Genomic DNA, 23801 nt, shown 5'->3' with positions numbered 1-23801 from the left:
TCTTGCCGCGAGCTCCGTCAGTTGCCCGCAATTTCTGCCGTCGGGAGAAAGACCGACGGCCCGGCCGGATTGATCACCAGCCCGGCGTATCCGTCGCGGATGACGGTGTCCATGACCTTCCGTGCGGTTACCGCGACAACGGCATCTGACGATACGTAGCCGATGACCTCGGGTGCGCTGGTGAAGGCCACCAGTGCGAGTGAACCGTTGGGCAGCTGTGTCCGTCGGATCGCTACCTGTCCCGGAACTGTGCGATCGTCGGCACCCAGCAGCATCGGACCGTCTCCACGCAACAGCTGTAGCACCGATTGGCGGTCGGCCTGTCCTTGCGTGACACGCTCAATTGCCTCTCGGACGGGTTCATTGCGTGGATTGCGCAATGCGAAGTCGATTTCGTTTCCGGCTACCGCACACGTTGGGCCTGCGGGATCGATGTAAAGCCACGGATCGCCTTGGCTGCGTATGTATTCCAGCACCGAAGGAGCGGACTGAACTAACGATTGCGTCTGGGTACCGGGTGGGTGGTGCCGAGCGATCTCCTCTTGCCGTGTGTATGCGAACAACGCTCGCCCACCATCAGGGCCGGTGCCACCTCGGATCTGAAGTCGGGCGCCGGTGGGGAAGGGGGAGGGGCCGGCGACGGGTTCGTCTGAGCCTGTTGTGTCCAAAAGAAGTTGGCCGTACATGCATGCGCGTAGTACGTCGTAGACCTGTTGCTCGCCTGGCTGAGCGGCGAATGCCGCAACCGCCCTACGAAGACCTGTGTGGTCGACCAAGTCCATCGTTCCCCCTACTTGCAACCACTCATCCCAGCGCGAAGATTCGTGCTCCGCGCTGCTCTACCACGGTGTTGCCGACGACGGCACTGATGACGGGACTCTTCTCGTCGGCTGGATCACGTTGCACCGCAATGAACTTCCGGAACTCCCCGGTAGTCGTGTTGAAGACGTCGATGCCGCCCTCGACGGGGATCAGTAACTCACCGGCCATTGAGGTGCCCGGCCCCAGGGGCCTTGTGGTGGTGGGCAGCACGAATCGGTAGGCGAGATCGAAGCCGCCGAGCACCAGCACCTGATCACCGGTCCACCAGGTGACCACGTCGCCGGCCTGAGCGGCGGTGTTCGTCGGGCTCACCTCACCCGGCAGGGCCGTCGCGCCGACCCGCATCCCGTGGTCGTCAAAGACCACGAGCTCGTTGCGAGTGCCCGGTAGGTATACGGCCGAGCGGGTGTCGGCCACCGCGAGCACCTTGGCGGCGGAACCGCGTTCCACCCCGGGCAGCGCGGCCGAGTACAGCTCTTCGGGCTTGTCGTTGTCCTTGGGCGTCGGCTTCTGCAGCGTCAGCCGCAAGGTGGGGTCTTGGGGGCAGGTTTCCAGGACGGCGAGCACGCTGGCCCCGACGGCGCCGGACTTCAGCGTGCAGTCCACACGAGGCTGACCGTTCGGATTCAAGGGAGCGACGACTCGTCCGTACTCCAGGGTGCGCACCATGTCCGAACGCCACAGCTCCAGGCGGGTGCTGCCCAGCGCCAGCACGTAGGTGCCGTCCGTCGACAGCGAGACCTTCGGGTCGTTGGCGCTGCTGCGCAGCGGGCCTCGTCGGCCGGTCTGGCCGTCGATCATCGTGACCTGGCCACATCCGCGCGCGTCGCGGTACACCGCGACGGCGTCGTCGATGAAGCCGATCGCGCCGCACAGTTCGAGGTTGCGGCGTGCATAGGACCACAGCTGCGCTCCGGTGATCGGGTCGTGTCCCACGACATCGTGTCCGTCGGCGCTGACGATCGCACCGCTGGCGATCACCGGTCCCTTGGTGGCCCCGCTGGCGGCGGACCACAGTTCGCGCACCGAGTCGGGCACCCGGGTAGCGCTCATCGGGCGTTTGATGTCCCCGGCGGCGGGGTGGCTGACGGTGGCGCGGGCGTCGCTGGTCCACCAGATTGTGGTGCCGGTGACGGCGACCACGACGGCGATCACCGCCGCAGCAATGATGTCGGCCCGGGTGCGGCGCTCCGGTGCGATCACGCCGTGGCGGTGGTCGCAGCGGTTGCGTTGGGACGCCGCCGACGTCGGCGACGGCGCGCGGGAGCGGTCTGATCACCCTCGGTGCTGGCCTCAGCCGCGGGGGCCTCGGCGGCCGAACCGTCCGCAGGCTGGCCGGCCCTGGTACGGCGACGGGCCCGGGTGCGCTTGGGCTTGTCGTCCTCAGTGCGCTCGGCCCGGGGCTCGCGGCGCTTGGGCCCGCCGGAGAACTTCTCCCCGATGGAGCCGGTGACGTCGGCCGGGATGTTCAGCTCGGTGAACAAATGCGGTGAAGTGGAATAGGTTTCGTCCGGATCGGGCACACCGAGGCCGAGCGCCTTGTCGATCAGCTGCCAGCGTGCGATGTCGTCCCAGTCCACAAGGGTGACCGCGATACCGGTGCGCCCGGCGCGACCGGTGCGGCCGATGCGGTGCACGTAGGTCTTGTCGTCCTCGGGGCACTGGTAGTTGATGACGTGGGTGACGTCGTCGATATCGATGCCGCGCGCGGCCACGTCGGTAGCGACCAGCACGCTGATTTCACCGGACCGGAAGGCAGTCAGAGCCTTCTCACGGGCGATCTGTCCGAGGTCGCCGTGCACGGCGCCGACGGCGAAGCCGCGCTCGGCCAGCTCGTCGGAGACCTTCTGTGCGGTCCGCTTGGTGCGGGTGAAGATCATGGTGGCGCCGCGGCCCTCGGCCTGCAGGATGCGGCTGACCAGCTCGATCTTGTCCAGGGCGTGTGCGCGGTATACGAACTGCTCGGTGGAGTCGTGCACCGACGAGGCGTGCGGGTCCTCGGCACGAATATGGGTCGGACGGTTCATGAAGGTGCGGGCCAGGGTGATGATCGGGTCCGGCATGGTGGCCGAGAACAGCATCGACTGACGGCCCGCGTCGGCGGACGGCGCTAGCGCCAGGATGCGCTCGATGTCGGGCAGGAAGCCCAGGTCCAGCATTTCGTCGGCCTCGTCGAGCACCAGCATGGCCAAACCGCCGAGCTGCAAGTGGCCCTGCTGGGCCAGGTCCAGCAGACGCCCGGGTGTCCCGACGACCACGTCGGCTCCGGCGCGCAGCGCCTCGATCTGGGGCTCGTAGGGACGTCCACCGTAGATGGACACGACGGTGAAGTTGCGGTCGCCCGCAGAGAGGTACTTGGAGGCCTTGGTGAGGTCTTCGTAGACCTGGATGCACAGCTCGCGAGTGGGCACCACGACCAGGGCGCGGGGGGTGCCGTTGAGCGGCCGGTCTTCGACGCCGGTGGCGATGCGGTGCAGCAGCGGGACACCGAATGCGTAGGTCTTGCCCATACCGGTGCGGGCCTGACCGATGAGGTCCGATCCGCCCAGGGCGAGGGGGAGGGTGAGCTCCTGAATGGCGAAGGGATGCTCGATTCCGACCTCGCGCAGAGCCCGGACGATCTCGTCGCGGACGCCGAGCTGGGCGAAGGTGTGCTCGATATGACTCATTGTTTGGGTACGTGCCTTTCGTGTTTCGCTCAGCGCGCACGATCGGTAGGCCGGATTCCTAAGATTCCAGGGGGCCGGGCTCGCATCTTGTGGCGAGGGCGGCACGTGCACGCACATTTCCTGTGGGAGAACTCCCTTCAGGGCGTTCGTCCCGCGTCCATGGTAGCGGGTGAGCTGCGATTTTCCGATTCGCCGTGGTTTGCCGCGCGGATCGGTGTTCTGCCGCGAGCGCCCGGCTAGAGTTCCAGACATGACTGCGGACCTCGATCCTCCCGGTGTCAATCAGCTGTTCGCGGTGATCGCGTACGGCGAGATTGCGGCGTTCTACCGGTTGACCGACGAGTCCAAGATGGCACCTGATTTGGCGAGCAAGATCGCCATCGCCAGCATGGCCGCCTCGCAGATGCGCCATTACGAGGCGCTGCGGGATGCGATGGAGGCCAAGGGTGTTGACGTCCTGGCGGCCATGGAGCCGTACGTCAAGACGCTCGAGAACTATCACTCGCTGACGCTGCCGCGCACCTGGTTGGAGGCCATGGTCAAGGCGTACATCGGCGACTCGCTGGCCGCCGACTTCTACGGCGAGGTCGTCGCCTCGCTACCGGGTGAATCGGCGACAGTGCTCAAGTCTGTGCTGGGCACCACGGGGCACTCGGAGTTCGTCATCGCGCAGGTGCGTGAGGCGGTCAAGGACAACGCACAACAGCGCAACCGGCTCACGCTGTGGGGCCGACGGCTGCTCGGTGAGGCCATCACCCAGGCGCAGCATGTGCTGGCCCGGCACGATGAACTCGCCGAGCTGGTGATGTCCGGAGATGCCGGGCTGGGCAACCTCAACGAGTTCTTCGAGCGGCTCCAGGGTGCGCACGCAGAGCGGATGGCTGTCCTGGGCCTGGGTGGCTAGCCGGCTACCTGTGGAACGCGCAGCTAGCGACTTACTTGGCGCAGCGGGCGATGATGCTGTTGTTGTTCTGCACTGCCAGCATCTGGTTCTCGCTGTTGGAGATCGAGCAGTTGACCTGGCTCGCGAAGCTTGTCGCCGTGATCGAGCCGCCGACGATTCCCGGACTCGGGGTCACGATCATCGTCCATGGCAGCGAGGCGCCGAGCACGGTGCGCGTCATGCCGTTGCCATCGGTGTAGGTGATCGTGAGTAGATCGCCCGGTGTCTGGTTACCGGTCACGTAGTAGGCGAACGCCGCAGGCGTGATCGGGCGCTGGCCTTCCGGCGGCAGCATCGGGTTGGACGGCGGCGGCTCGGGCGTCGGTGCCTCGGTGGACGGGGCCGTGCTGGGCGTCTCGGCGGCGGGAGTGGAAGTGACGGTCGTCGTCGACGGCTTCGCCGACGACGTTGCCGATGGTGGCGGAGGTGCAGTGGTGGTCACCGGTGTCAGCGAGGGCACCGGTGTGGTGACCGCGGCCGCAGGCGGCTTGTCTTCGCCACCGCTGAGCACGACAGCCGTCGCGATCACGGCGATCGCGAACACCGCCCCGGCAATAGACGCGACCCATTTCCAGTTGTCGTTGGCACCAGGCGGCCTGTACTCGTAATCCTCGTCAAGTCCCGAGTACTCGGCGTACTGCGGGGTCGTCTCAGAGTTGTACGGATCGTCGTGGGGCTCGTAGCCGCTCGAATACCGAGAATCTCCGCGATAACCGACCATGATCAGCGCTTCCTCTCAGCCCCAAATCAATGTGAAACCTGGTGCTGATGTTACTGCTGTGATTAGCGGGGCGCCGCGATCATGCGAGGTGTGTCGGCTGAAACGGCGTCGGCTAACCTCATCGATACGAGCGCACTGACGCTCAGCGACTGGAAAGGTGTCCTGGTGGAGATCAAGATCGGTGTCACAGATAGCCCGCGCGAGCTGGTCATTTCTAGCGATCAGACCCCGGCTGACGTCGAAAAGGTCGTGTCGGCGGCGCTGTCCAAGGAGTCGGATGTGCTCAACCTCACCGACCAGAAGGGTCGCAAGTATCTGATCTCCGCCGCCCGGATCGCCTACGTGGAGATCGGTGTCGCCGACGCGCGTCGCGTCGGCTTCTCAAGCTAAGCCCCTGGTGGCTTCGCTCGACCCCGTCGGCAGCTAGCCGTGCGACTGCAACGGAACGTGTGAGAGCCCGCCCCAGGCGAATCCGACGGTGGCGTTGACCGCGTCGTCCTTGGAGATGGGCTTCTCGTTGTCCAGCCAGTAGCGCGCGCTGACTTGGCTGATCCCGACGAGGCCGACGGCGACCATGCGGGCGTGGTGCGGGTCGAGCCCGGAATCGTGGCTGACGAGGTCGAACACCGCGTCGGTACAAGCGCTGATGGCACCCTCGACGCGTTCGGTCACCTGCGGGACGCCCACTAGGTCGTTCTCGAAGATCAGCCGGTAGCCCTGGCTGTCGTGCTCGACGAAGTCGAAGAACGCCATCACCGCGGCACGCAGCCGCTGACGGTTGTCGGTGGTGGTGCGCAGCGCTTGCCGCACGCTGGAGACCAGGTTGTCGGCGTGCTTGTGCAGCACCGCCAGGTACAGCTCCAGCTTGCTTGGAAAGTGTTGGTACAGAACGGGCTTGCTTACGCCCGCGCGTTCGGCGATTTCGTCCATGCCGGCGGCGTGATAGCCGCGGTCGACGAATATCTCACTGGCAGAGCCGACCAGCTGCCCGCGCCGCTCATCGCGCGGCAGCCGCCCGCCGCGGCGGGTGTTTCCCTGAGTTGAATCCTGCGTCGCCACCGTCGAGTTCACCGTGCCTCGACGCCCGGCCAGATTCGCAAGATCACGCATGTCCTTATCCTCTGCGCGCACACAACTCGATAGTCGCCTACGCCATCTCACTCAAGCGGGCATTCAATCCGCTTGAACCCGAACTACAGACAGTACTCCTGGCACCCGGCGGCGTGCCCGAGGCGTGATGGCTTGTTGCTATGCCATTCTTGCTCGGTGACCTACGACCGGCACCAATGGGCGCATAATCGTAGGTCCATGCCAGAAACAATTACCGAAGGTCTTCGCGCAAGCGGCTCATCCATGAGTCGACTCCCTGTGCAGGAGTCCTCCGAACGTTACGAGCCACTGCGCGCCCAGCGTGATCCGCTCGCCGAGGGGAGCGGACGTATCCGCTCCGATCGGCGCGATCGCGACCGTTGGCGCAAGCAGACGTGGCTCGGCCGCTTCATCTCCACCTATGGATGGCGTGCCTATGCCATTCCGTTGCTGGTGGGGTTGACCGTTTTCGTCGGATATCAGACCGTCACGCAGCGCGAACACTCGCACGCAGGTACCGGCCCCAACGAACCCGTCGCCGACCCGCCGTCGATCGGGGCGCTCGGGGACGCGATCATCGGCGCCCCGCCCAAGGGCCTCACGCAATTCGATGCGAGCCTGCCCGATGGCGTGCTGCCGGAAGGGGAGCCCTTCACCGCCCAGGGCGCCCGGACGTGGCATGTGGTGCCCGGAGCGACCGCCCAGGTGGGGCAGGGCGCTGCGAAGGTCTTCTCCTACACCATCGAGGTGGAGGACGGCGTCGACACCATGGGTTTCGGGGGTGATGAGGCCTTCGCGCGCTTGGTGACTCAAACCCTGGCCAGCCCCAAAAGCTGGACGCACAATCCACAATTCGGATTCATCCGGATCGACTCCGGTACACCCGATTTCCGTATCTCCCTGACTTCGCCGGACACGGTGCGCGAGGGATGTGGATACGAGATTCAGCTCGAATCCTCCTGCTACAACCCCAGATACGGGGAGAACGGCGAGCAACGCGTCTTCATCAACGAGGCACGCTGGGTGCGGGGAGCCGTCCCGTTCCAGGGTGATATCACGTCTTACCGCCAATACGTGATCAACCACGAAGTGGGACACGCCATCGGGTACCGGAGCCACGAGCCCTGCGAGCAGGACCAGCAGCTGGCGCCGGTGATGATGCAGCAGACGTTCAGCGTCAGCAATGACGTCGCGGCGAAGTTCGATCCCGACTCGATCAAGCCCGACGGCAAGACGTGCCGGACCAACCCCTGGCCGTATCCGATTCCGTAGGCACCGGTCTGACTCCGGGAAGGGTTGGCATCCCGATACTGTTGATGTAGCTGTAGCCCTCTCAGGCAGCCCTGAGGAACCCGAATTACAGGAGTCACGGTGCCCACATTGCCGCCGTTGGTCAGCCCCGCCGCGGATCTGACTCGCGAAGAAGTCGCCCGGTACAGCCGGCATCTGATCATTCCCGACCTGGGTGTGGACGGGCAGAAACGCCTGAAAAACGCCAAGGTGCTCGTCATCGGCGCCGGTGGCTTGGGTTCCCCGACACTGCTATATCTGGCGGCCGCGGGCGTCGGCACCATCGGCATCGTCGAGTTCGACGTCGTCGACGAGTCCAACCTGCAGCGCCAAATCATTCACGGTCAGTCCGATATCGGCAGGTCGAAGGCGCAGAGCGCCCGCGATTCGGTGCTGGAGATCAACCCGCTCATCGAGGTGCGGCTGCATGAGCTGCGGCTGGAGCCCGACAACGCGGTCAACCTGTTCGCGCAGTACGACCTGATCCTGGACGGCACCGACAACTTCGCCACGCGCTATCTGGTGAACGATGCCGCGGTGCTGGCGCACAAGCCCTATGTGTGGGGCTCCATCTACCGCTTCGAGGGGCAGGTCTCCGTCTTCTGGGAAGACGCGCCCGACGGGCTAGGCCTGAATTACCGCGATCTGTACCCCGAGCCGCCGCCTCCAGGCATGGTGCCGTCCTGCGCCGAGGGTGGCGTGCTCGGCATCCTGTGCGCCTCCATCGCCTCGGTGATGGGTACCGAGGCGATCAAGCTGATCACCGGCATCGGCGAGACGCTGCTCGGGCGGCTCATGGTGTACGACGCGCTCGACATGACGTACCGGACCATCAAGATCCGCAAGGACCCGGCCACGCCCAAGATCACCGAGCTGATCGACTACGACGCATTCTGCGGGGTGATCAGCGACGAGGCCTCCGCCGCGGTCGCTGATTCCACCATTACCCCGCGTGAACTGCGGGAACTGCTGGACGCGGATAAGAAGGTGGCCCTCATCGACGTGCGTGAACCCGTCGAATGGGACATCGTTCACATCGACGGTGCCGAGCTGGTGCCCAAGTCGACACTGGAGTCCGGAGACGGGCTCGCCAAGCTGCCGCAGGACCGTCAGGCGGTGCTGTACTGCAAGACGGGTATTCGGTCGGCAGAGGCGCTTGTGGCCGTGAAGAAGGCGGGTTTCGCCGATGCGGTGCACCTGCAGGGTGGCATCGCGGCCTGGGCCAAACAGGTCGACCCCGACATGGTCATGTACTGACCGACTGGGCACCAGCAACAGCCAGATGTGACGGACGTGCCACCTGTGACCGCCGACACGAACGCCGAGCGAACACAACCCAGTTCATTGCAGGCGGTAACGTATCCCGCGTGACTGTGGACCGCCCACCCGAGCACGTGCTCGCGACTTACGGGCTCAGCGGCGTCAAGCCAGTCCAGCTCGGCCCCACGTGGGAGGGCGGCTGGCGCTGCGGTGAAGTGGTGTTGTCCCTGGTAGCGGACCATGCGCGCGCCGCATGGTCGGCCAAGGTGCGCGATACCTTGTTCGTCGACGGGGTGCGGCTGGCCCGGCCGGTGCGCTCCACCGACGGGCGTTATGTCGTATCGGGTTGGCGCGCGGACACATTCGTCGCCGGTGCGCCCGAGCCCCGGCACGACGAAGTGGTCTCGCTGTCGGTGCGCCTGCACGAGGCGACCTCGAAGCTGGAACGTCCCCGTTTCCTCACCCAGCCGCCGGTGGCGCCCTGGGCGGACGTCGACGTGTTCATCGCGGCCGACCGTGCAGCATGGGAAGACCGGCCGCTGCAGTCCTGGCCCTCGGCGGCGCGGGTATCACCCGGCTCTCCGGACGGCCAGCGCTCCATCGACCTGATCAACCAATTGGCGAGCCTGCGCAGGCCCACCAAGAGCCCGCCGCAGCTGGTGCACGGCGACTTGTACGGCACTGTGCTTTTCGCGGGTGCCGCCGCGCCCGGCATCACCGACATCACGCCGTATTGGCGGCCCGCGTCCTGGGCGGCCGGCGTCGCCGTGGTGGATGCGCTGTCGTGGGGCGATGCGGACGACGGCCTCATCGAGCGGTGGGCAACCCTGCCGGAGTGGCCCCAGATGTTGTTGCGGGCGTTGATCTTCCGACTCGCTGTACATGCCCTGCATCCGCGTTCCTCGGCACAGTCTTTCCCGGGATTGGCGCGGACCGCGGCCCTGGTGCGACTCACGTTGTAACGCGCGTCACTTTTCTGTCCGAATGTGACGCGACCCGATTCTCACCGTCACATGACAGACTCGTGTGAGCGAGATGTGATGGCTCGGTCATCGCCAGCAGCGCCGCTGCAACAAGAATTTTCTACCTTGCTGTCATGGCGAATAACACGGCAGCAGCCCCAATTGCACGGCGCGGACGCTGGATTGAGAACTGGGATCCCGAGGACGTCGCCGCCTGGGAGAACGGTGGCGCGAAAGTCGCGCGGCGCAACCTGATCTGGTCCGTCGTGGCCGAACACGTCGGGTTCTCGGTGTGGTCCATCTGGTCGGTGATGGTTCTGTTCATGCCGCAGAACGTCTATCACATCGACGCTGCCGGAAAATTCTTCCTGGTGGCCATGCCGACCCTGGTGGGCGCGGTGCTGCGCTTGCCCTACACCTTCGCCACCGCATGGTTCGGCGGTCGCAACTGGACCATCTTCAGTGCGCTGGTGTTGGCCGTACCCACCGCGCTGACGCTGTACTTCATGGGGCACCCCGAGACCTCCTACACGACGTTCATGATCGTGGCCGCGGTCGCCGGGTTCGGTGGCGGAAACTTCGCGTCCTCGATGACCAATATCAATGCCTTTTACCCGCAACGGTTCAAGGGCTGGGCGCTCGGTCTCAACGCGGGGGGCGGAAACATCGGTGTCCCGGTGATCCAGGTCATCGGCCTGCTGGTCATAGCCACCGCCGGAAACCGCTCACCGCACTGGGTGGCCGCCATCTACCTGGTGCTGATCGCCTTCGCGGCCGTGGGTGCGGCGCTGTTCATGGACAACCTGGCGAACCAGAAGACCGACGGACGCTCGCTCATCGACGTGATGAAGTACCGCGACTCGTGGATCATCGCCTTCCTGTATATCGGCACCTTCGGTTCCTTTATCGGATTCAGCTTCGCGTTCGGTCAGGTGCTGCAGCTGAACTTCCTTGCCGGGCTGGCCAACAGCGGCCTGACTCCGGCGCAGGCGGCGGCACAGGCCTCGCTGCACGCCGCGCAGATCGCATTCATCGGACCGCTGTTGGGCTCGCTCGCGCGGCCTATCGGCGGCTGGCTGTCGGACCGTACCGGCGGCGGCGAGATCTCCCTGTACGCCTTCATCGCGATGATCTTCGGTGCGGGGATCCTGGTGACCGCGGGCACCATCGACGACCGTGCGACCGGTGCGCCCTCCGGCGCCATCATGAGCGCGTATGTCATCGGATTCATCATCTTGTTCGTGGTCTCCGGAATCGGCAATGGCTCGGTGTACAAGATGATTCCGTCGATCTTCGCGGCCAAGGCGCGCAGTGCCGGACACGATGAGAGCTGGTCGCGCACCATGTCGGGTGCCCTGATCGGTGTGGCCGGGGCCATCGGTGCGCTGGGCGGCGTCGCCATCAACCTGGTGCTCCGCGCCTCCTACCTCAGCGCCGCCAAGTCGGCCACCATGGCGTTCTGGGTCTTCCTGGCCTTCTACGTCGTGTGCGCCGCCGTCACCTGGTACGCGTACGTGCGGCGCCCGGTGGGCATATCCGTTCCGGCCGTCTCCAGCTCTAAAAACGAAGTGGCGGTGTAAAACTCATGAACAAGAAGGTTGTCGTCATCGGCCACGGGATGGTCGGTCACCGATTCGTCCAGGTGCTGCGCGAGCGCGATGCCACCGATCAGTGGCAGATCACCGTTCTCGGTGAGGAAGTCGACGCCGCGTACGACAGGGTGGCACTGTCGTCATACATCGACAGCTGGGACCGGGACACGTTGGCGCTCACCGGAAACGACTACGCCGACGACCCGATGGTGACCCTTCATCTCGGGGACCGGGTGGTCGGCGTCGACCGGGCGGCTCAGACGGTCACCACCGAGGCCGGCATCGTGCTGGACTATGACGCGCTCGTCATGGCCACCGGCTCGTATCCGTTCGTGCCGCCGGTACCCGGAGGCGACGCCGAGGGCTGCTTCGTCTACCGCACCATGGACGACCTCGACGCCATCAAGGCCGCCGCGGACAAGTCGCCCGGCAGCGCGGGCGTCGTCATCGGTGGCGGGTTACTCGGGCTGGAGGCCGCGAATGCGTTGCGCCTCATGGGGTTGGCACCGCACGTCGTGGAGCTCAACCCGCGGCTCATGCACCTGCAGGTCGACGAGGGCGGTGGCGCTCTGCTGAATCGCCTGGTGACCGATCTCGGGCTGACGGTGCACACCAGCGTCTCCACGAAGGCCATCGAGACGACCGAGGACGGGACGCTCTCCATCGAACTGTCGGACGGGTCGACGATCGACGCTTCGGTGCTGGTGTTCTCGGCGGGTATCCGGCCGCGCGATGAACTGGCCCGTGAATGTGGACTGGAACTGGCCGAGCGTGGTGGCATCTTCACCGATATCGGCTGCCAGACCAGCGATCTGCACATCTATGCGATCGGCGAAGTGGCCGCCATCGAGGGTCGCTGCTACGGGCTTGTCGCACCCGGGTACACCACCGCCGAGATCGTCGCGGACCGGCTGCTCGGTGGCAGTGCCGAATTCCCTGGTGCCGATCTGTCCACCAAGCTCAAGCTGCTCGGTGTGGATGTCGCCAGCTTCGGTGACGCACACGCCACCGCCGAGGGCGCCCTGGAGGTCGTTTTCAACGATGCCACCAAGGGCACCTACGCCAAACTCGTGGTCTCCGACGATGCGCGAACCTTGTTGGGCGGCATCCTCGTCGGCGATGCCAGTGCCTACGGCACCTTGCGGCCCATGCTCGGCCGGGAGCTGCCCGCGGATCCGGCCTCGCTGATCACGCCTGCCGGTGCGGAAATCGGAGTGGGTGCGCTGCCCGATGACGCGCAGATTTGCTCGTGCAACGCGGTCACCAAGGGCGCCATCTGCAGTGCCATCTGTGACGGCGCCACCGACGTGCCCGCCCTCAAGGCGGCTACCTGCGCCGGAACATCCTGCGGTAGCTGCATTCCCATGCTCAAGCAGATTCTCGCCGCCCAGGGCGTCGAGCAGTCCAAGGCCCTGTGTGAGCATTTCACCCAATCGCGTGCCGAACTGTTCCAGGTGGTTCAGGTGACCGGCATCCGGACCTTCTCCGAGCTGATCGCCAAGCACGGCAGCGGAACCGGCTGCGATATCTGCAAGCCCACCGTCGCGTCCATTCTGGCCTCGACATCCAGCGACCACATCCTGGAAGGGGAGCAGGCCGCCCTACAGGACACCAACGACCACTTCCTGGCCAACATGCAGAAGAACGGCACCTATTCGGTGGTGCCGCGGCTCCCGGGCGGCGAGGTGACCCCGGAGAAGCTCATCGTGATCGGGGAAGTGGCCAAGGAATTCGGGCTGTACACCAAGATCACCGGTGGTCAGCGCATCGACTTGTTCGGTGCCCGCGTCGAACAGCTCCCGCTGATCTGGAAGCGACTCATCGATGCCGGCATGGAATCCGGTCAGGCCTACGGCAAGTCGCTGCGCACCGTGAAGAGCTGCGTGGGATCGACCTGGTGCCGGTACGGGGTTCAGGACTCGGTGGGAATGGCTGTCGAGCTTGAATTGCGTTACCGCGGACTACGTTCCCCGCACAAGCTCAAAATGGGTGTGTCCGGTTGTGCGCGAGAGTGCGCCGAAGCCCGGGGCAAGGACGTCGGCGTCATCGCCACCGAGAACGGCTGGAACCTGTACGTGGGAGGCAACGGTGGCGCGACTCCCGCGCACGCCAAACTGCTTGCCGGTGACTTGGACTCGGAGACGCTGATCAAGTACATCGACCGGTACTTGATGTTCTACATCCGTACCGCGGACCGGCTGCAGCGCACCGCGCCCTGGCAGGAAGCCATTGAGGGCGGCCTGGATCACATCCGTGCGGTGGTGTGCGAGGACTCGCTGGGCATTGCCGACGAGCTGGAAGCGGCGATGGCGCGTCATGTCGAGGGATACCAGGACGAGTGGGCGGCTGTTCTGGCGGATCAGGACAAGCTGCGCCGGTTCGTGTCGTTTGTGAACGCGCCCGACGAGCTCGACTCGACCATCGCGTTCGACGAGAGCGGACCGCGGAAGGTGCCCGTGCTGCTGGGCACACCGGGATTCCGGTCCGCCACCGAGCCCGCAACATGAGGCACAGGCGGCGGTAATACCGGGGTAACACAACCCCGGTAGACATGACACAACACAACGAGAAGAAAGGCCGGAGATGACAATCCTGGACGCTCGCCCCCGAATGAGGCGGTACCAGTACGTGTGGTCAACGGTCTGTGCGGTGGATTCGCTCACCCCGGGCCGGGGTGTTGCGGTGCTTCTCCCGGACGACGTGCAGGCCGCGCTGTTCCTGCTGCCCAATGGGGAGCTGTTCGCGGTCGGTAACATCGATCCATACGGCCAGGCCGCCGTCATGTCGCGCGGTTTGACCGGTGACCGTGGCGGAGAGCCGACGGTGGCGTCGCCGCTGCTCAAGCAGGTCTTCTCGCTTATTGACGGGCGTTGCCTCGATGATGCGTCGCGCCGGTTACCAGTCTTCGAGGTGCGGGTGATCAATGGAAACGTCGAAATCGGAATGCTCAGAAGCCGACACCGCAACGCGGTTGCCGCGTAGCGAGCAAGAACGTCGGCTCGACGGGTTCACCATCGGTGTCACGGCTGCGCGCCGGGCGGAGGAATTGATCGCGCTCTTGGAGCGCCGAGGGGCTGCCGTCGTGCATGCCGCGGCAATCCGGATCATCCCGTTGGCCGATGACGCCGAGTTGCGGCAGGCAACTGAACTCGTCATCGCCAGCCCGCCGGATCTGACGGTGGCCACCACCGGTATAGGCTTCCGCGGCTGGATCGAGGCCGCCGACGAATGGGGTGTGGCCGACAGTCTCAAGTCCGCATTGGAATCCGGGCGTCTGGTGGCTCGAGGGCCAAAGGCCACCGGGGCAATCCGCCAAGCGGGGCTGCGCGAAGAGTGGTCGCCCGCATCGGAGTCGTCTGCGGAAGTTCTGGATCGCCTGCTCGAAGAGGGTGTCGAGAGCCGGCGCATCGCCGTGCAACTGCACGGTGCCGCCACCGAGTGGGAACCCATCGCCGATCTGTGTGAGGCGCTGACAATCGCTGGCGCGCAGGTGATCCGGGTGCCAGTGTACCGCTGGGAACCGCCCGAGGATCAGCGGCCGATGGACCGCATGATCTCCATGGCCATCAACGCGGAGCTCGACGGCATAAGCTTCACGAGTGCACCCGCGGTCGCCTCGATGCTGGGTCGCGCCAAGGCAACCGGTCGATTGGACGAGCTGCTGGCGGCCTTCCGGGCCAGGGTGGCGCCGCTGTGCGTCGGGCCGGTGACGGCCGCGCCGCTGGAGGTGCTGGGCGTTCCGACAACGCAGCCCGAAAGGGCCCGGCTCGGAGCGCTGGCCAGGCACATTGCCGACGAACTGACAAGGCGGGCACCGCGTTTCCACGCCGGTGGTCATATCGTCAGCGTGCGTAGCTGTGGAATTGCCGTCGACGGGGAGACGCGGCAGATCTCCCCGGCGGGAATGGCTTTGATGAAGCGGATGATGGTGCGCCCCGGTCAGGTGGTGTCGCGCGAGGACCTATTGGCAGCGTTGCCGGGCGGTGGGGACGACACACATGCCGTCGAGACGGCGATGACCCGGCTGCGTGCGGCGCTCGGCGCGCCGAAAGTGATTCAGACAGTGGTCAAGCGGGGCTACCGGTTGGCGATCGATCCGACCACGATTGGGGAATGTCATGGCTGAGCTGGTATTGGTGGCCCATGGAACCCGTTCGGCGGCCGGTGTCGAGAACATCGCGGCGCTCGCCGAAGCGGTGTCCCGGTGTGTCGGTTCGGTGCGCACCGCGTTCGTCGACGTGCTGGGGCCGACCCCCTCTGAGGTGCTGGCGACGATCGATGGTCCCGCGGTGCTGCTTCCGGCCTTCCTGGCATCGGGATACCATGTGCACCACGATATTCCGCATCACGTCGAGGTGAGCGGGCATCCGGAGGTTGCCGTTACGCAAGCATTGGGACCAGATCCGGTACTGGCCACGGTCATGGCGGAACGTCTGCGCGAGGCGGGCTGGCGCCGTGGTGATGCGGTGGTACTCGCCGCGGCGGGATCCTCGGATTCTCGTGCCCGCCAGGAGGTTCATACCGCGGCCAGCATGCTGGCACGCCACACCGGTCCGGTGAAGGTGGGCTACATCGCGACAGGGGAACCTCGGGTAGCCGACGTGGTCAGCCAATCGCGGGCGGCGGGTCGGCGCGTCTTCATAGCGTCATATCTATTGGCGCAAGGGCTGTTTCAGCAGCGCCTTGCCGAGTGCGGCGCCGACGGCGTGGCGCAACCGCTGGGCGTGCACCCGGAGATCGTGAATCTGCTGGTGCGGCGCTTCGCCTCGGCCGCGGTGGTGGCGGGCGATCTAGAAGCAGTGGCGGACTTCGCGTAGCGCGATTCTCCCGTCCACGGCCAGCACGCCTTCGGCCCGGAGCAGCTCGAGCTGACGGGTCCGGATGTGCGGTGCGGGCCGCCCACTGGCGCCGATAACGCGGTGCCAGGGCAGGTCGGCAGAGTCGGTGCGCATGATCCATCCGACGATCCGTGCGCTGGAAAGACCTGCCGCTTCGGCGATATCGCCGTACGTGGCCACCCGTCCGGCAGGTATGGACGCGACCAGTGAGCGCACCTGCTCGACCTGTTCCTCGGTGACGGAGGCCATGATCACTCCAGGTGTGACCGTATCGCGGCGGCGGTCTCGACGGGCCGCGACTGGGACACCATGTGATCGCAGTCGATGTCGACCAGCTCGAACCGGTCTCCCAGCGCCTCCCGGAGTGCGTCGAGGAGTTCGGGCGTCACGTAGGGCGGCGTGGTTCTGGTGGCGCGCAGCAACGTGACGCGGATGATGTTGGTCGGTAAAGCGATATCACGCGCCAGTTCGCTCCACGCGGTGACCACCGCGGGCAGATTCATCCGCCAGCCCCACCGGCCGTTGGGCAGCAAGATCAGGTGCTCGTCGAGTTCGGTCTCGATGACGCCATCCGGGACGTCCGACCACGCCCCGGCCACCTTGTCCGATTTGGCCTCTGCGCGGTCGGTGTAGTCCGGATAGGCCACCATCTGATCGGCGATCTGCCGCATCCAGTCGCCGTCCAGTCCGATCGCCGGATCCAGGAGTACGAGCGACTTGACGAGGTCGGGTCTGCGCGCCGCCAGGCGCAGCGCGGTGGCGCCGCCGAACGAGTGCGCCACCACCACGATGGGGCCCGTTTGTGCCTCGTCGAGCACAGCCGCCACCGCATCGGCGTGCGCTTCCAACGACCACGGCGCGGTCGCGGGGGAGTGCCCGTGCCCCAGCAAGTCCGGTGCCAGGACAGAGACGTCGGCAAGGTGTTCGTCCAACAACGGCGCCCAGCGCCTGCCGTGTCCGGTAAGACCGTGCAACGCCAACAGACGTGCGGGTTGATCGGGGCCGTATCGGTGCGTCTTCAGCGTCGGTGTCACCCGAGGAATCCTGCCACGATCCCGGCCGCATCTGGGATGGAGACCCAGGTCAGATCCGCTTGTCGGACCTTCATGCTGTGATCTGCACATGCCGACGCCGACCGCTTCGACCCGCTCCTGGGACGGCGCCGCGGCAGAACTACTGGATCCGACCCGCCAGGGCAGATTCGTGGTGCTGGGCGGTAGCGGAACCGGTAAGACGAGTCTGCTGGTCGATATCGTGGCGGCCCGTACGGCTACCGGTGCGAGCCCGGAGTCGATTCTTGTGCTCACGGGCTCGAACCGGGCGAGCGCCGATCTGCGCAGCCGGATTTCGGCCGCGGTGTTCGAGCGGCGCGCTGCCGTCGCCATCCGCGAACCCATGGTTCGCACCGTGCATTCGTACGCCTTCTCCGTGCTCGCGGCCCACGCGGCGCGTCAGGGTAATCCGCCGCCGCGCCTCATTACCGCTGCCGAGCAGGACAGCATTGTGCGGGAACTGTTGTGCGGCGATGCCGAAGACAATGGCGGTTCGTGGCCGGCGTCGTTGCGGCCGGCGTTGACGACGGCCGGTTTCGCCACCGGCGTCCGCGATCTGATGGCGCGCTGCACCGAGCGTGGCGTCGATCCCAAGGAGCTGCGTGCCATCGGGCGACGCCACAATCGTCCGGAATGGGTTGCAGTCGCCGACCTGGCCCGGCAATACGAGGAGGTCATGCTGCTGCGCTCGGCGGTCGGAATGGCCGCTCCGCAGGCCACAGTGCCTGCACTGGGCGCTGCGGAGCTGGTCGGTTCTGTGCTGGAAACCTTCGCTGTTGAGCCGGGAATTCTTGCGGCGGAACGCGACCGAATCGATCTGCTTCTCGTCGACGATTCCCAGCATCTTGACCCGCAGGCGGCGCTGTTGGTACGGCTGCTGGCGGTGGGTGCCTCGCTGTCGGTGTTCAACGGTGACCCCAACCAAAGTGTGTTCGGTTTCCGCGGTGCCGACACACAGCTACTGACGCCCAGCGCCGACAGTGGAGTCACGACAATCGAGCTCGGCGGTTCGCACCGCTGCGCGGCGCCGATTGCCGAACTCGCGAACGCGGTGGCGGCGCGGCTGCCCGGGAGTTCGCCGGCGCGCACGATCTCCGGAGTCGACAACGCTGCGGCCGCCGTTCGTCTGGCCGCGGTGCCCACGGAAACCGCCGAAGCGTCGCTGGTCGTGGATCTCTTGCGTCGCTCTCATTTGATCGATGACGTGCCGTGGTCGCAGATGGCGGTCATCGTCCGGTCGGTGCGGCGCAGTGGTGCAGCCCTGCGCCGTGCCCTGCAGTCGGCGGGTGTTCCTGTGCACGCTGAGTCGTACGACGGGCCCGTCGCCTCCGTCCCGGCGGTGCACGCCCTGCTGCTGGCGGTCTCTGCCGCCCAGGGCGGTTTGAGCGACGAGGATGCCGTGACCTTGGTGACGGGACCGCTCGGTCGGGTGGACCCGGTGGCACTCAGGCGGTTACGCCGCCAATTGCTGCGTGCCGAGGAGGCTCGGGGTGGGGCTGGCGGCAGCGCAGAGCTGCTGCGTGCCGTGCTCGTCGGTGCCGCGGAGACGCCTCTGGCGGCACTCACCGACATCCAGGCAGCTCCACTGCGGCGGGTACGCGCGGTAATCGCTGCCGCTCGCGAGGCCATCGCATCGGGAGCCGGCGTCCTCGACGTGCTGTGGTCCGCGTGGACTCGCTCGGGTCTGCAGCGACGCTGGGATGGACTGTCTCAACGCGGGGGCCCGCTGGGTGCTCAGGCTGACCGGGATCTGGACGCGGTGTCCGCGCTGTTCGATCTCGCTTCCGAACACCTAGCGCGCACACCGGGTATCGGCGTGGCCGGTCTGATCGACCACATTCGCTCGCTCGCGCTCGCGGGTCAGCGCGCGAGGCGGCGTGAGCCCGATGCGGTTTCCATCGTCAGTGCGCACGCGGCGGTGGGCCGTCAGTGGGACGTCGTCGCGATCCCCGGCGTGCAGGAAGGGCTGTGGCCGAACACCGCGGTGCGGGGCGGCGTACTGCGCACCCAAGAGCTGATGGACGTGCTGGCCGGGATCGAGCACGCCGCCCACGTCGACGGCTCTGCGGTGGCACTTGCCGAGGAACGCCGGCTCCTGCTGCTCGCGGTGGGCAGGGCGGCTCGCCGGGTGCTGATCACCGCAGTCGACAACGAGAATGCCGAGATGGGTGGCGGCCCGGCGATGCCCTCCCGTTTCCTCACCGAACTCATGGTCGCCCACCCGGAATGGGTGATGCCCGAATACCGCTCGGGCACATCGCAGGCTCGGACGCTGACCGCCGCGAACCTCGTCGGAGAGCTGCGGGCCGTCGTCACCGCTGCGGACGGCACGGTGAGCGAAGCCCGTCGCAGTGTCGCGGCCCGGCAGTTGGCCCGGCTGGCCGCCGCCGGTGTCCCCGGCGCCGATCCGGAGTCTTGGTACGGGCTTGCCGATGTGAGCAGCGAGCATGCGCTGTGGCAGGCCGGGGACGGCCCTGTCCGTCTGTCACCGTCCAATGTCGAGACGCTCATGGCTTGCCCGCTGCGCTGGCTGCTGGAGCGGCACGGCGGCACCGATCTCACCGATCCGCGCAGAGCGCTCGGCACGCTGGTGCATGAGCTTGTCGGTGTGCATGCGGCGGATCCGGATGCGATGTACCGCGAACTCGACAAGGCATGGGAATCAATGCCGTTCGAGTCGCGGTGGTATGCGCGTAACGAGCTGCGTCGGCATCGGGAACTGTTGGAGGCCTTCACCACCTGGCGCGTGGCCACCCGCGGTGAACTCACCGAGGTCGGCCGTGAGATCGGTGTCGACGGGGTCCTCACTCATGCGGAGTATCCGCAGGTGCGGCTGGTGGGTCGGATCGACCGCCTGGAACGCGATGCCGAGGGGCGTCCCGTTGTCGTCGACATCAAGACCGGGAAAAGCCCTGCCACCAAAGACGATGCGCAACAGCATGCTCAGCTCGCCACCTACCAGATCGCGGCCGCCGAGGGGCTTGTCGAGGGGCAACCGGCGGGGGAACCCGGTGGCGGCCGTCTGGTGTACATCGCCAAGCCCAATCTCGATGACGGCGCCACGCAACGCCACCAGGATCCGTTGACCCCGGCCGCGCAGGACGCCTGGCGCCAGAGCATCCATGCCGCCGCGGTGAGCACTCAAGGGCCGATGTTCGTCGCCCGAGTCAACGAGGGGTGCGGGCACTGCCCGCTGCGGGCGTGCTGCCCCGCGCAGGCCGATGGCCAGGCGGTGTGCCGATCATGAGTACTTACTCTCCGGCCGAATTATCTAGGGTGTTAGGGCTTTTCGAGCCCACCGATGAGCAGGCTGCCGTCATCGGTGCGCCGCCGGGGCCGATGGTGGTGATCGCTGGTGCCGGTGCGGGTAAGACCGAGACCATGGCCGCCCGGGTGGTGTGGCTGGTGGCCAACGGATATGCCACGCCCGGCCAGGTGCTCGGACTGACCTTCACCCGCAAGGCCGCGAGCCAGTTGTTGCGCCGTGTCCGGTCGCGGCTGGCGCGCCTCGCCGGAAGTGGGATCTTGGGCCCCGTTGGTGCCGATGAGCCCGATCCCGTCATTGCGACTTATCACGCTTACGCCGGAACATTGCTGCGCGAGCACGGCCTGCTGTTGCCCATCGAACCCAACGCACGGCTGCTGACCGAAACGCAGCTGTGGCAGATGGCTTTCCGGCTGGTCTGTGATTTTGACGGTGATCTGGACACCGAGAAGACACCCGGGGCCGTCACCGCTCAGGTATTGGCACTGGCCGGCCAGCTGTCCGAACACCTGGTGGACACCGCCGACCTGCTGTCCTCGCACGGTGAGTTGGAGCAGCTGATTCACACCCTGCCTCCCGGTCCCCATCAGCGCGGGGGCCAGCCCAGCGCCTGGCTGTTACGGCTGGTCGAAACGCAGAGGGAGCGAACACAGCTCGTGGTGATCGTGGAGCAGTTGATTCGACTGATGCGCGCTCGCGGCGTCCTCGATTTCGGAGCGCAGATGTCGCTGTCGGCGCGCCTGGCCGCCGACCACCCCGTTGTCGGGCAGACGCAGCGCGATCGCTATCGGGTGGTGCTGCTCGACGAGTACCAGGACACCGGTCACGCCCAACGCATCTTGTTGTCATCGTTGTTCGGGCGAGGCATCGATCCCGAGCTGGCCTTGACCGCGGTCGGCGACCCCATCCAATCCATCTACGGTTGGCGCGGTGCATCGGCGACCAATCTGCCCCGGTTCACCACCGACTTTCCGCTCCCGGACGGATCACCGGCGCCGACAAGGGAACTGCGTACCAGCTGGCGTAACCCACCCGAGGCCCTGCACCTGGCCAACGCCGTGTCGGAGGAGGCCCGCCGGCGTTCGGTGGCGGTGCGGCCCCTGCGCCCCAGGCCGGATGCTGTGCCGGGGCACATCGCCTGTGCATTGCTCGGTGACATCGCTGCCGAACGCGAATGGGTCGCAGCGCAATTGGCTTCGGTATACGAAGACGCGCGCCGTGACGGAAATCGCCCAGCGTCTTCTGCGGTGCTGGTCAGGCGCAACAGCGATGCGGCCCCCATGGCGGAGGCTCTTGCCGCGCGCGGTGTTCCGGTCGAAGTGGTCGGACTGACGGGCCTGCTGGGCTTGCCGGAGGTCGCCGATACCGTGGCGATGCTGCGCCTCGTCGCGGACCCGACGGCAGGTCCCGCCGCGTTGCGGGTATTGACCGGGCCGCGGTGGCGCCTGGGCGCGCATGATCTGGCGGTGCTGTGGCGGCGCGCGACGGCATTCGGTCGCGGCGGCTCCGCGGCTATCGACGAGGGCTTGGGGGAAGAAGCCGACATTCCGTGCCTGGCCGATGCCATCAGCGATCCCGGTGCACCCGACGAGTATTCGCCGCAGGGCTGGACACGCCTGTCTGCACTGCGCCGGGAGCTGTCCGCATTGCGTGGTCGGCTCGGTATGCCGCTCACCGATCTGATCGCCGAGGTGCAGCGAGTGTTGGCACTTGACGTCGAGCTTGTCGCCGGACGGCGCACGGACGGCCTGGACCAGTTGCGGGCCTTCACCGATGTGGCCGCCGGATTCGCGGACGCTGCCGACCAGAGCGACCCGGTGGGGGTGGTCTCGGCGTTTCTGCAGTACCTGGATGCGGCGTGGGAGATCGAAAAAGGCCTTGCGCCTGTGGAAGTGGCGACAAGTCCGGGGCGGGTGCAGATCTTGACCGTGCACTCGGCCAAGGGGCTGGAATGGGATGTGGTCGCCGTGCCTCATCTGAGCGCCGGGGTGTTTCCGTCGGGTGTGGCCGCGCCGACGTGGCTGACCAGCGCCACCGAGCTGCCGCCGCTGGTGCGTGGCGATCGCGCGACCCAGGGCGATCATTTCGGGGTTCCGCAGCTGAACACTGAGGGCATCACGAACCGCAAGCAGCTCTCCGATGCCATCGCGCGGCACAAGGACAGCCTGGCCACCCGCCGCATCGATGAGGAACGCCGTCTGCTGTATGTGGCGGTAACCCGCTCGGCCGAAAAGCTTTTCGTTTCGGGCCACCATTGGGGCCAGACCGGTCTCAAACCCAAGGGGCCATCCGACTTTCTGATCGAGCTGCGCGATGTCATCGAGGCCGCGGCTACCGAAGGCATTGCGTGTGGGACTGTCGAGCTGTGGGCTCCCGCGCCCGCGGCCGGTGAACGCAACCCCATGCTCGACCACACCGTGGAAGCGCAATGGCCCGCCGACCCGCTCGCGGGCAGACGCGACGATGTCGAGGCGGGCGCGCTCATGGTGCGCGAGGCGCTTGCCGGTGCGGCGGCCCCGCCCGGCGAGCACGAGGACGATCCCGAGGGGTGGGCAGCCGATGTCGATGCGCTGCTGCGAGAACGTGAGCAAGCCCATCGTCAACCGGAACTGGTCTTACCTCAGCATCTTTCGGTGACCAGCCTGGTTGAGCTGCGACACGACCCGCAGGCGCTCGTGCGTCGCCTGATGCGCCCGCGCCCCACTCGCCCGGACCTGGAAGCGCGTCGCGGCACGGCCTTCCACTCCTGGGTGCAACGCCACTACGGGTCGGTGCGGCTCATCGATTTCGAAGATCTGCCCGGAGATGGTTACGGGGATTACGAGGACGCCGAGGATCTGGCTGCCCTGCAATCGGCGTTCCTGGACTCCGAGTGGGCGGATCGAACCCCCGCAGAGATCGAGGTGCCGTTCGAGATTTCCGTCGCCGGGACCGTCGTGCGTGGCCGAATCGATGCCGTGTTCGCATCCGGCGACGGCACCTGGACTGTCGTCGACTGGAAGACCGGTCACGAGCCGTCGGGCCCCGACATGGACGCCGCCGCGCTACAGCTGTCCGCCTACCGGCACGCCTGGGCCGCGCTGCAGGGGATCGATCCTGCCCGGGTAAATGCGGTGTTCCACTACGTGCGCACGGGCCGCACGGTCGCCCCCGCCGAACTGCCCGAGCTGCCGCAGGCGACCGAGCTCGGGCAGTTGACCCGCGACTGAGATCGGCCCGACATTTCGGCTATCGCACCAGCCAACGCGAATCATGGGCGCCATGTGAGTAGATTGACACCCGTGCAACCGGTGACTCG

Annotated in this window: 19 protein-coding genes; 12 read left to right on the top strand and 7 right to left on the bottom strand. The window is 66.4% G+C overall.

Features of this window, described 5'->3' with window-relative positions:
• Window positions 1-17: 17 nt before the first annotated feature.
• From MYCSP_RS16605 to MYCSP_RS16595, 3 genes are read right to left on the bottom strand one after another with little or no spacing between them, the layout of a single operon-like run.
• On the bottom strand, window positions 18-782 hold the full coding sequence (locus tag MYCSP_RS16605) for an SseB family protein (protein ID WP_088414415.1): 765 nt from the start codon (window positions 780-782) through the stop codon (window positions 18-20).
• Between the two features lie 22 nt (window positions 783-804).
• Window positions 805-2025: an Rv3212 family protein gene (locus tag MYCSP_RS16600; protein ID WP_088414413.1), complete on the bottom strand. Its 1221-nt coding sequence runs from the start codon at window positions 2023-2025 to the stop codon at window positions 805-807.
• On the bottom strand, window positions 2022-3491 hold the full coding sequence (locus MYCSP_RS16595; RefSeq protein WP_070909589.1) for a DEAD/DEAH box helicase: 1470 nt from the start codon (window positions 3489-3491) through the stop codon (window positions 2022-2024). Before MYCSP_RS16595 ends, MYCSP_RS16600 begins: the two co-directional genes overlap by 4 nt.
• Window positions 3492-3741: 250 nt before the next feature.
• On the opposite strand from MYCSP_RS16595, the gene MYCSP_RS16590 reads away from it, so the two are divergent.
• Window positions 3742-4395 (top strand): ferritin-like fold-containing protein, encoded by a 654-nt coding sequence (locus tag MYCSP_RS16590; protein ID WP_083013608.1) that lies wholly within the window; start codon window positions 3742-3744, stop codon window positions 4393-4395.
• A gap of 31 nt (window positions 4396-4426) precedes the next feature.
• Here MYCSP_RS16590 and MYCSP_RS16585 read toward each other — a convergent pair whose 3' ends face one another.
• Window positions 4427-5155, bottom strand: coding sequence for an MmpS family transport accessory protein (locus tag MYCSP_RS16585; protein WP_083013607.1), 729 nt, complete (start codon window positions 5153-5155; stop codon window positions 4427-4429).
• Between the two features lie 165 nt (window positions 5156-5320).
• On the opposite strand from MYCSP_RS16585, the gene MYCSP_RS16580 reads away from it, so the two are divergent.
• The gene (locus tag MYCSP_RS16580; RefSeq protein WP_070910064.1) at window positions 5321-5545 is read left to right on the top strand and encodes a DUF3107 domain-containing protein; all 225 of its coding nucleotides are present in this window, start codon (window positions 5321-5323) and stop codon (window positions 5543-5545) included.
• A gap of 33 nt (window positions 5546-5578) precedes the next feature.
• On the opposite strand, the gene MYCSP_RS16575 is transcribed toward MYCSP_RS16580, so the two are convergent.
• Window positions 5579-6265, bottom strand: a complete 687-nt coding sequence (locus tag MYCSP_RS16575; protein ID WP_070909592.1) for a TetR/AcrR family transcriptional regulator — start codon at window positions 6263-6265, stop codon at window positions 5579-5581.
• A gap of 210 nt (window positions 6266-6475) precedes the next feature.
• Here MYCSP_RS16575 and MYCSP_RS16570 point away from each other — a divergent pair, with 210 nt between their 5' ends.
• The 8 genes from MYCSP_RS16570 (at window position 6476) to MYCSP_RS16535 (ending at window position 16165) form a co-directional block, all read left to right on the top strand.
• Window positions 6476-7516 carry a DUF3152 domain-containing protein gene (locus tag MYCSP_RS16570; protein ID WP_083013677.1) on the top strand — a complete coding sequence of 347 codons (1041 nt, stop codon included), beginning with the start codon at window positions 6476-6478 and terminating at the stop codon, window positions 7514-7516.
• A gap of 108 nt (window positions 7517-7624) precedes the next feature.
• On the top strand, window positions 7625-8791 hold the full coding sequence (gene moeZ, locus MYCSP_RS16565; RefSeq protein WP_207565747.1) for an adenylyltransferase/sulfurtransferase MoeZ: 1167 nt from the start codon (window positions 7625-7627) through the stop codon (window positions 8789-8791).
• Window positions 8792-8901: 110 nt separating this feature from the next.
• Entirely contained in the window at window positions 8902-9756 is an 855-nt protein-coding gene (locus tag MYCSP_RS16560) for a TIGR02569 family protein (protein WP_005056363.1), read from the top strand.
• Window positions 9757-9890: 134 nt separating this feature from the next.
• Complete coding sequence (locus MYCSP_RS16555) at window positions 9891-11336, top strand: nitrate/nitrite transporter (RefSeq protein ID WP_070909595.1); 1446 nt, start codon at window positions 9891-9893, stop codon at window positions 11334-11336.
• Between the two features lie 5 nt (window positions 11337-11341).
• Window positions 11342-13855, top strand: a complete 2514-nt coding sequence (gene nirB, locus MYCSP_RS16550; protein ID WP_083013604.1) for a nitrite reductase large subunit NirB — start codon at window positions 11342-11344, stop codon at window positions 13853-13855.
• 121 nt (window positions 13856-13976) lie between these two features.
• Window positions 13977-14330 (top strand): nitrite reductase small subunit NirD, encoded by a 354-nt coding sequence (nirD, locus tag MYCSP_RS16545; RefSeq protein ID WP_083013676.1) that lies wholly within the window; start codon window positions 13977-13979, stop codon window positions 14328-14330.
• Window positions 14320-15474: a uroporphyrinogen-III synthase gene (locus tag MYCSP_RS16540; protein WP_083013603.1), complete on the top strand. Its 1155-nt coding sequence runs from the start codon at window positions 14320-14322 to the stop codon at window positions 15472-15474. Before nirD ends, MYCSP_RS16540 begins: the two co-directional genes overlap by 11 nt.
• A complete protein-coding gene (locus MYCSP_RS16535; RefSeq protein WP_083013602.1) occupies window positions 15467-16165 on the top strand; it encodes a sirohydrochlorin chelatase in 699 nt (232 codons plus the stop codon). Before MYCSP_RS16540 ends, MYCSP_RS16535 begins: the two co-directional genes overlap by 8 nt.
• Here MYCSP_RS16535 and MYCSP_RS16530 read toward each other — a convergent pair.
• Window positions 16139-16435 carry an MGMT family protein gene (locus MYCSP_RS16530; RefSeq protein ID WP_083013675.1) on the bottom strand — a complete coding sequence of 99 codons (297 nt, stop codon included), beginning with the start codon at window positions 16433-16435 and terminating at the stop codon, window positions 16139-16141. The two genes, MYCSP_RS16535 and MYCSP_RS16530, sit on opposite strands and share 27 nt — an antisense overlap.
• Window positions 16436-16437: 2 nt before the next feature.
• Window positions 16438-17220 (bottom strand): alpha/beta fold hydrolase, encoded by a 783-nt coding sequence (locus MYCSP_RS16525; protein ID WP_088414407.1) that lies wholly within the window; start codon window positions 17218-17220, stop codon window positions 16438-16440.
• Window positions 17221-17308: 88 nt separating this feature from the next.
• On the opposite strand from MYCSP_RS16525, the gene MYCSP_RS16520 reads away from it, so the two are divergent.
• Both MYCSP_RS16520 and MYCSP_RS16515 read left to right on the top strand, forming a co-directional pair.
• Window positions 17309-20485, top strand: a complete 3177-nt coding sequence (locus MYCSP_RS16520) for an ATP-dependent helicase (RefSeq protein ID WP_083013600.1) — start codon at window positions 17309-17311, stop codon at window positions 20483-20485.
• Window positions 20482-23712 carry an ATP-dependent helicase gene (locus MYCSP_RS16515; protein ID WP_088415649.1) on the top strand — a complete coding sequence of 1077 codons (3231 nt, stop codon included), beginning with the start codon at window positions 20482-20484 and terminating at the stop codon, window positions 23710-23712. The genes MYCSP_RS16520 and MYCSP_RS16515 overlap by 4 nt, the downstream gene beginning before the upstream one ends.
• The last annotated feature ends 89 nt before the right edge of the window (window positions 23713-23801 follow it).

This window comes from Mycobacteroides saopaulense (assembly GCF_001456355.1).
GTDB classification, from domain to species: Bacteria; Actinomycetota; Actinomycetes; order Mycobacteriales; family Mycobacteriaceae; genus Mycobacterium; species Mycobacterium saopaulense.
Note: the sequence above shows the minus strand (reverse complement) of the source record. Positions and strands in the feature narration are given on the sequence as shown.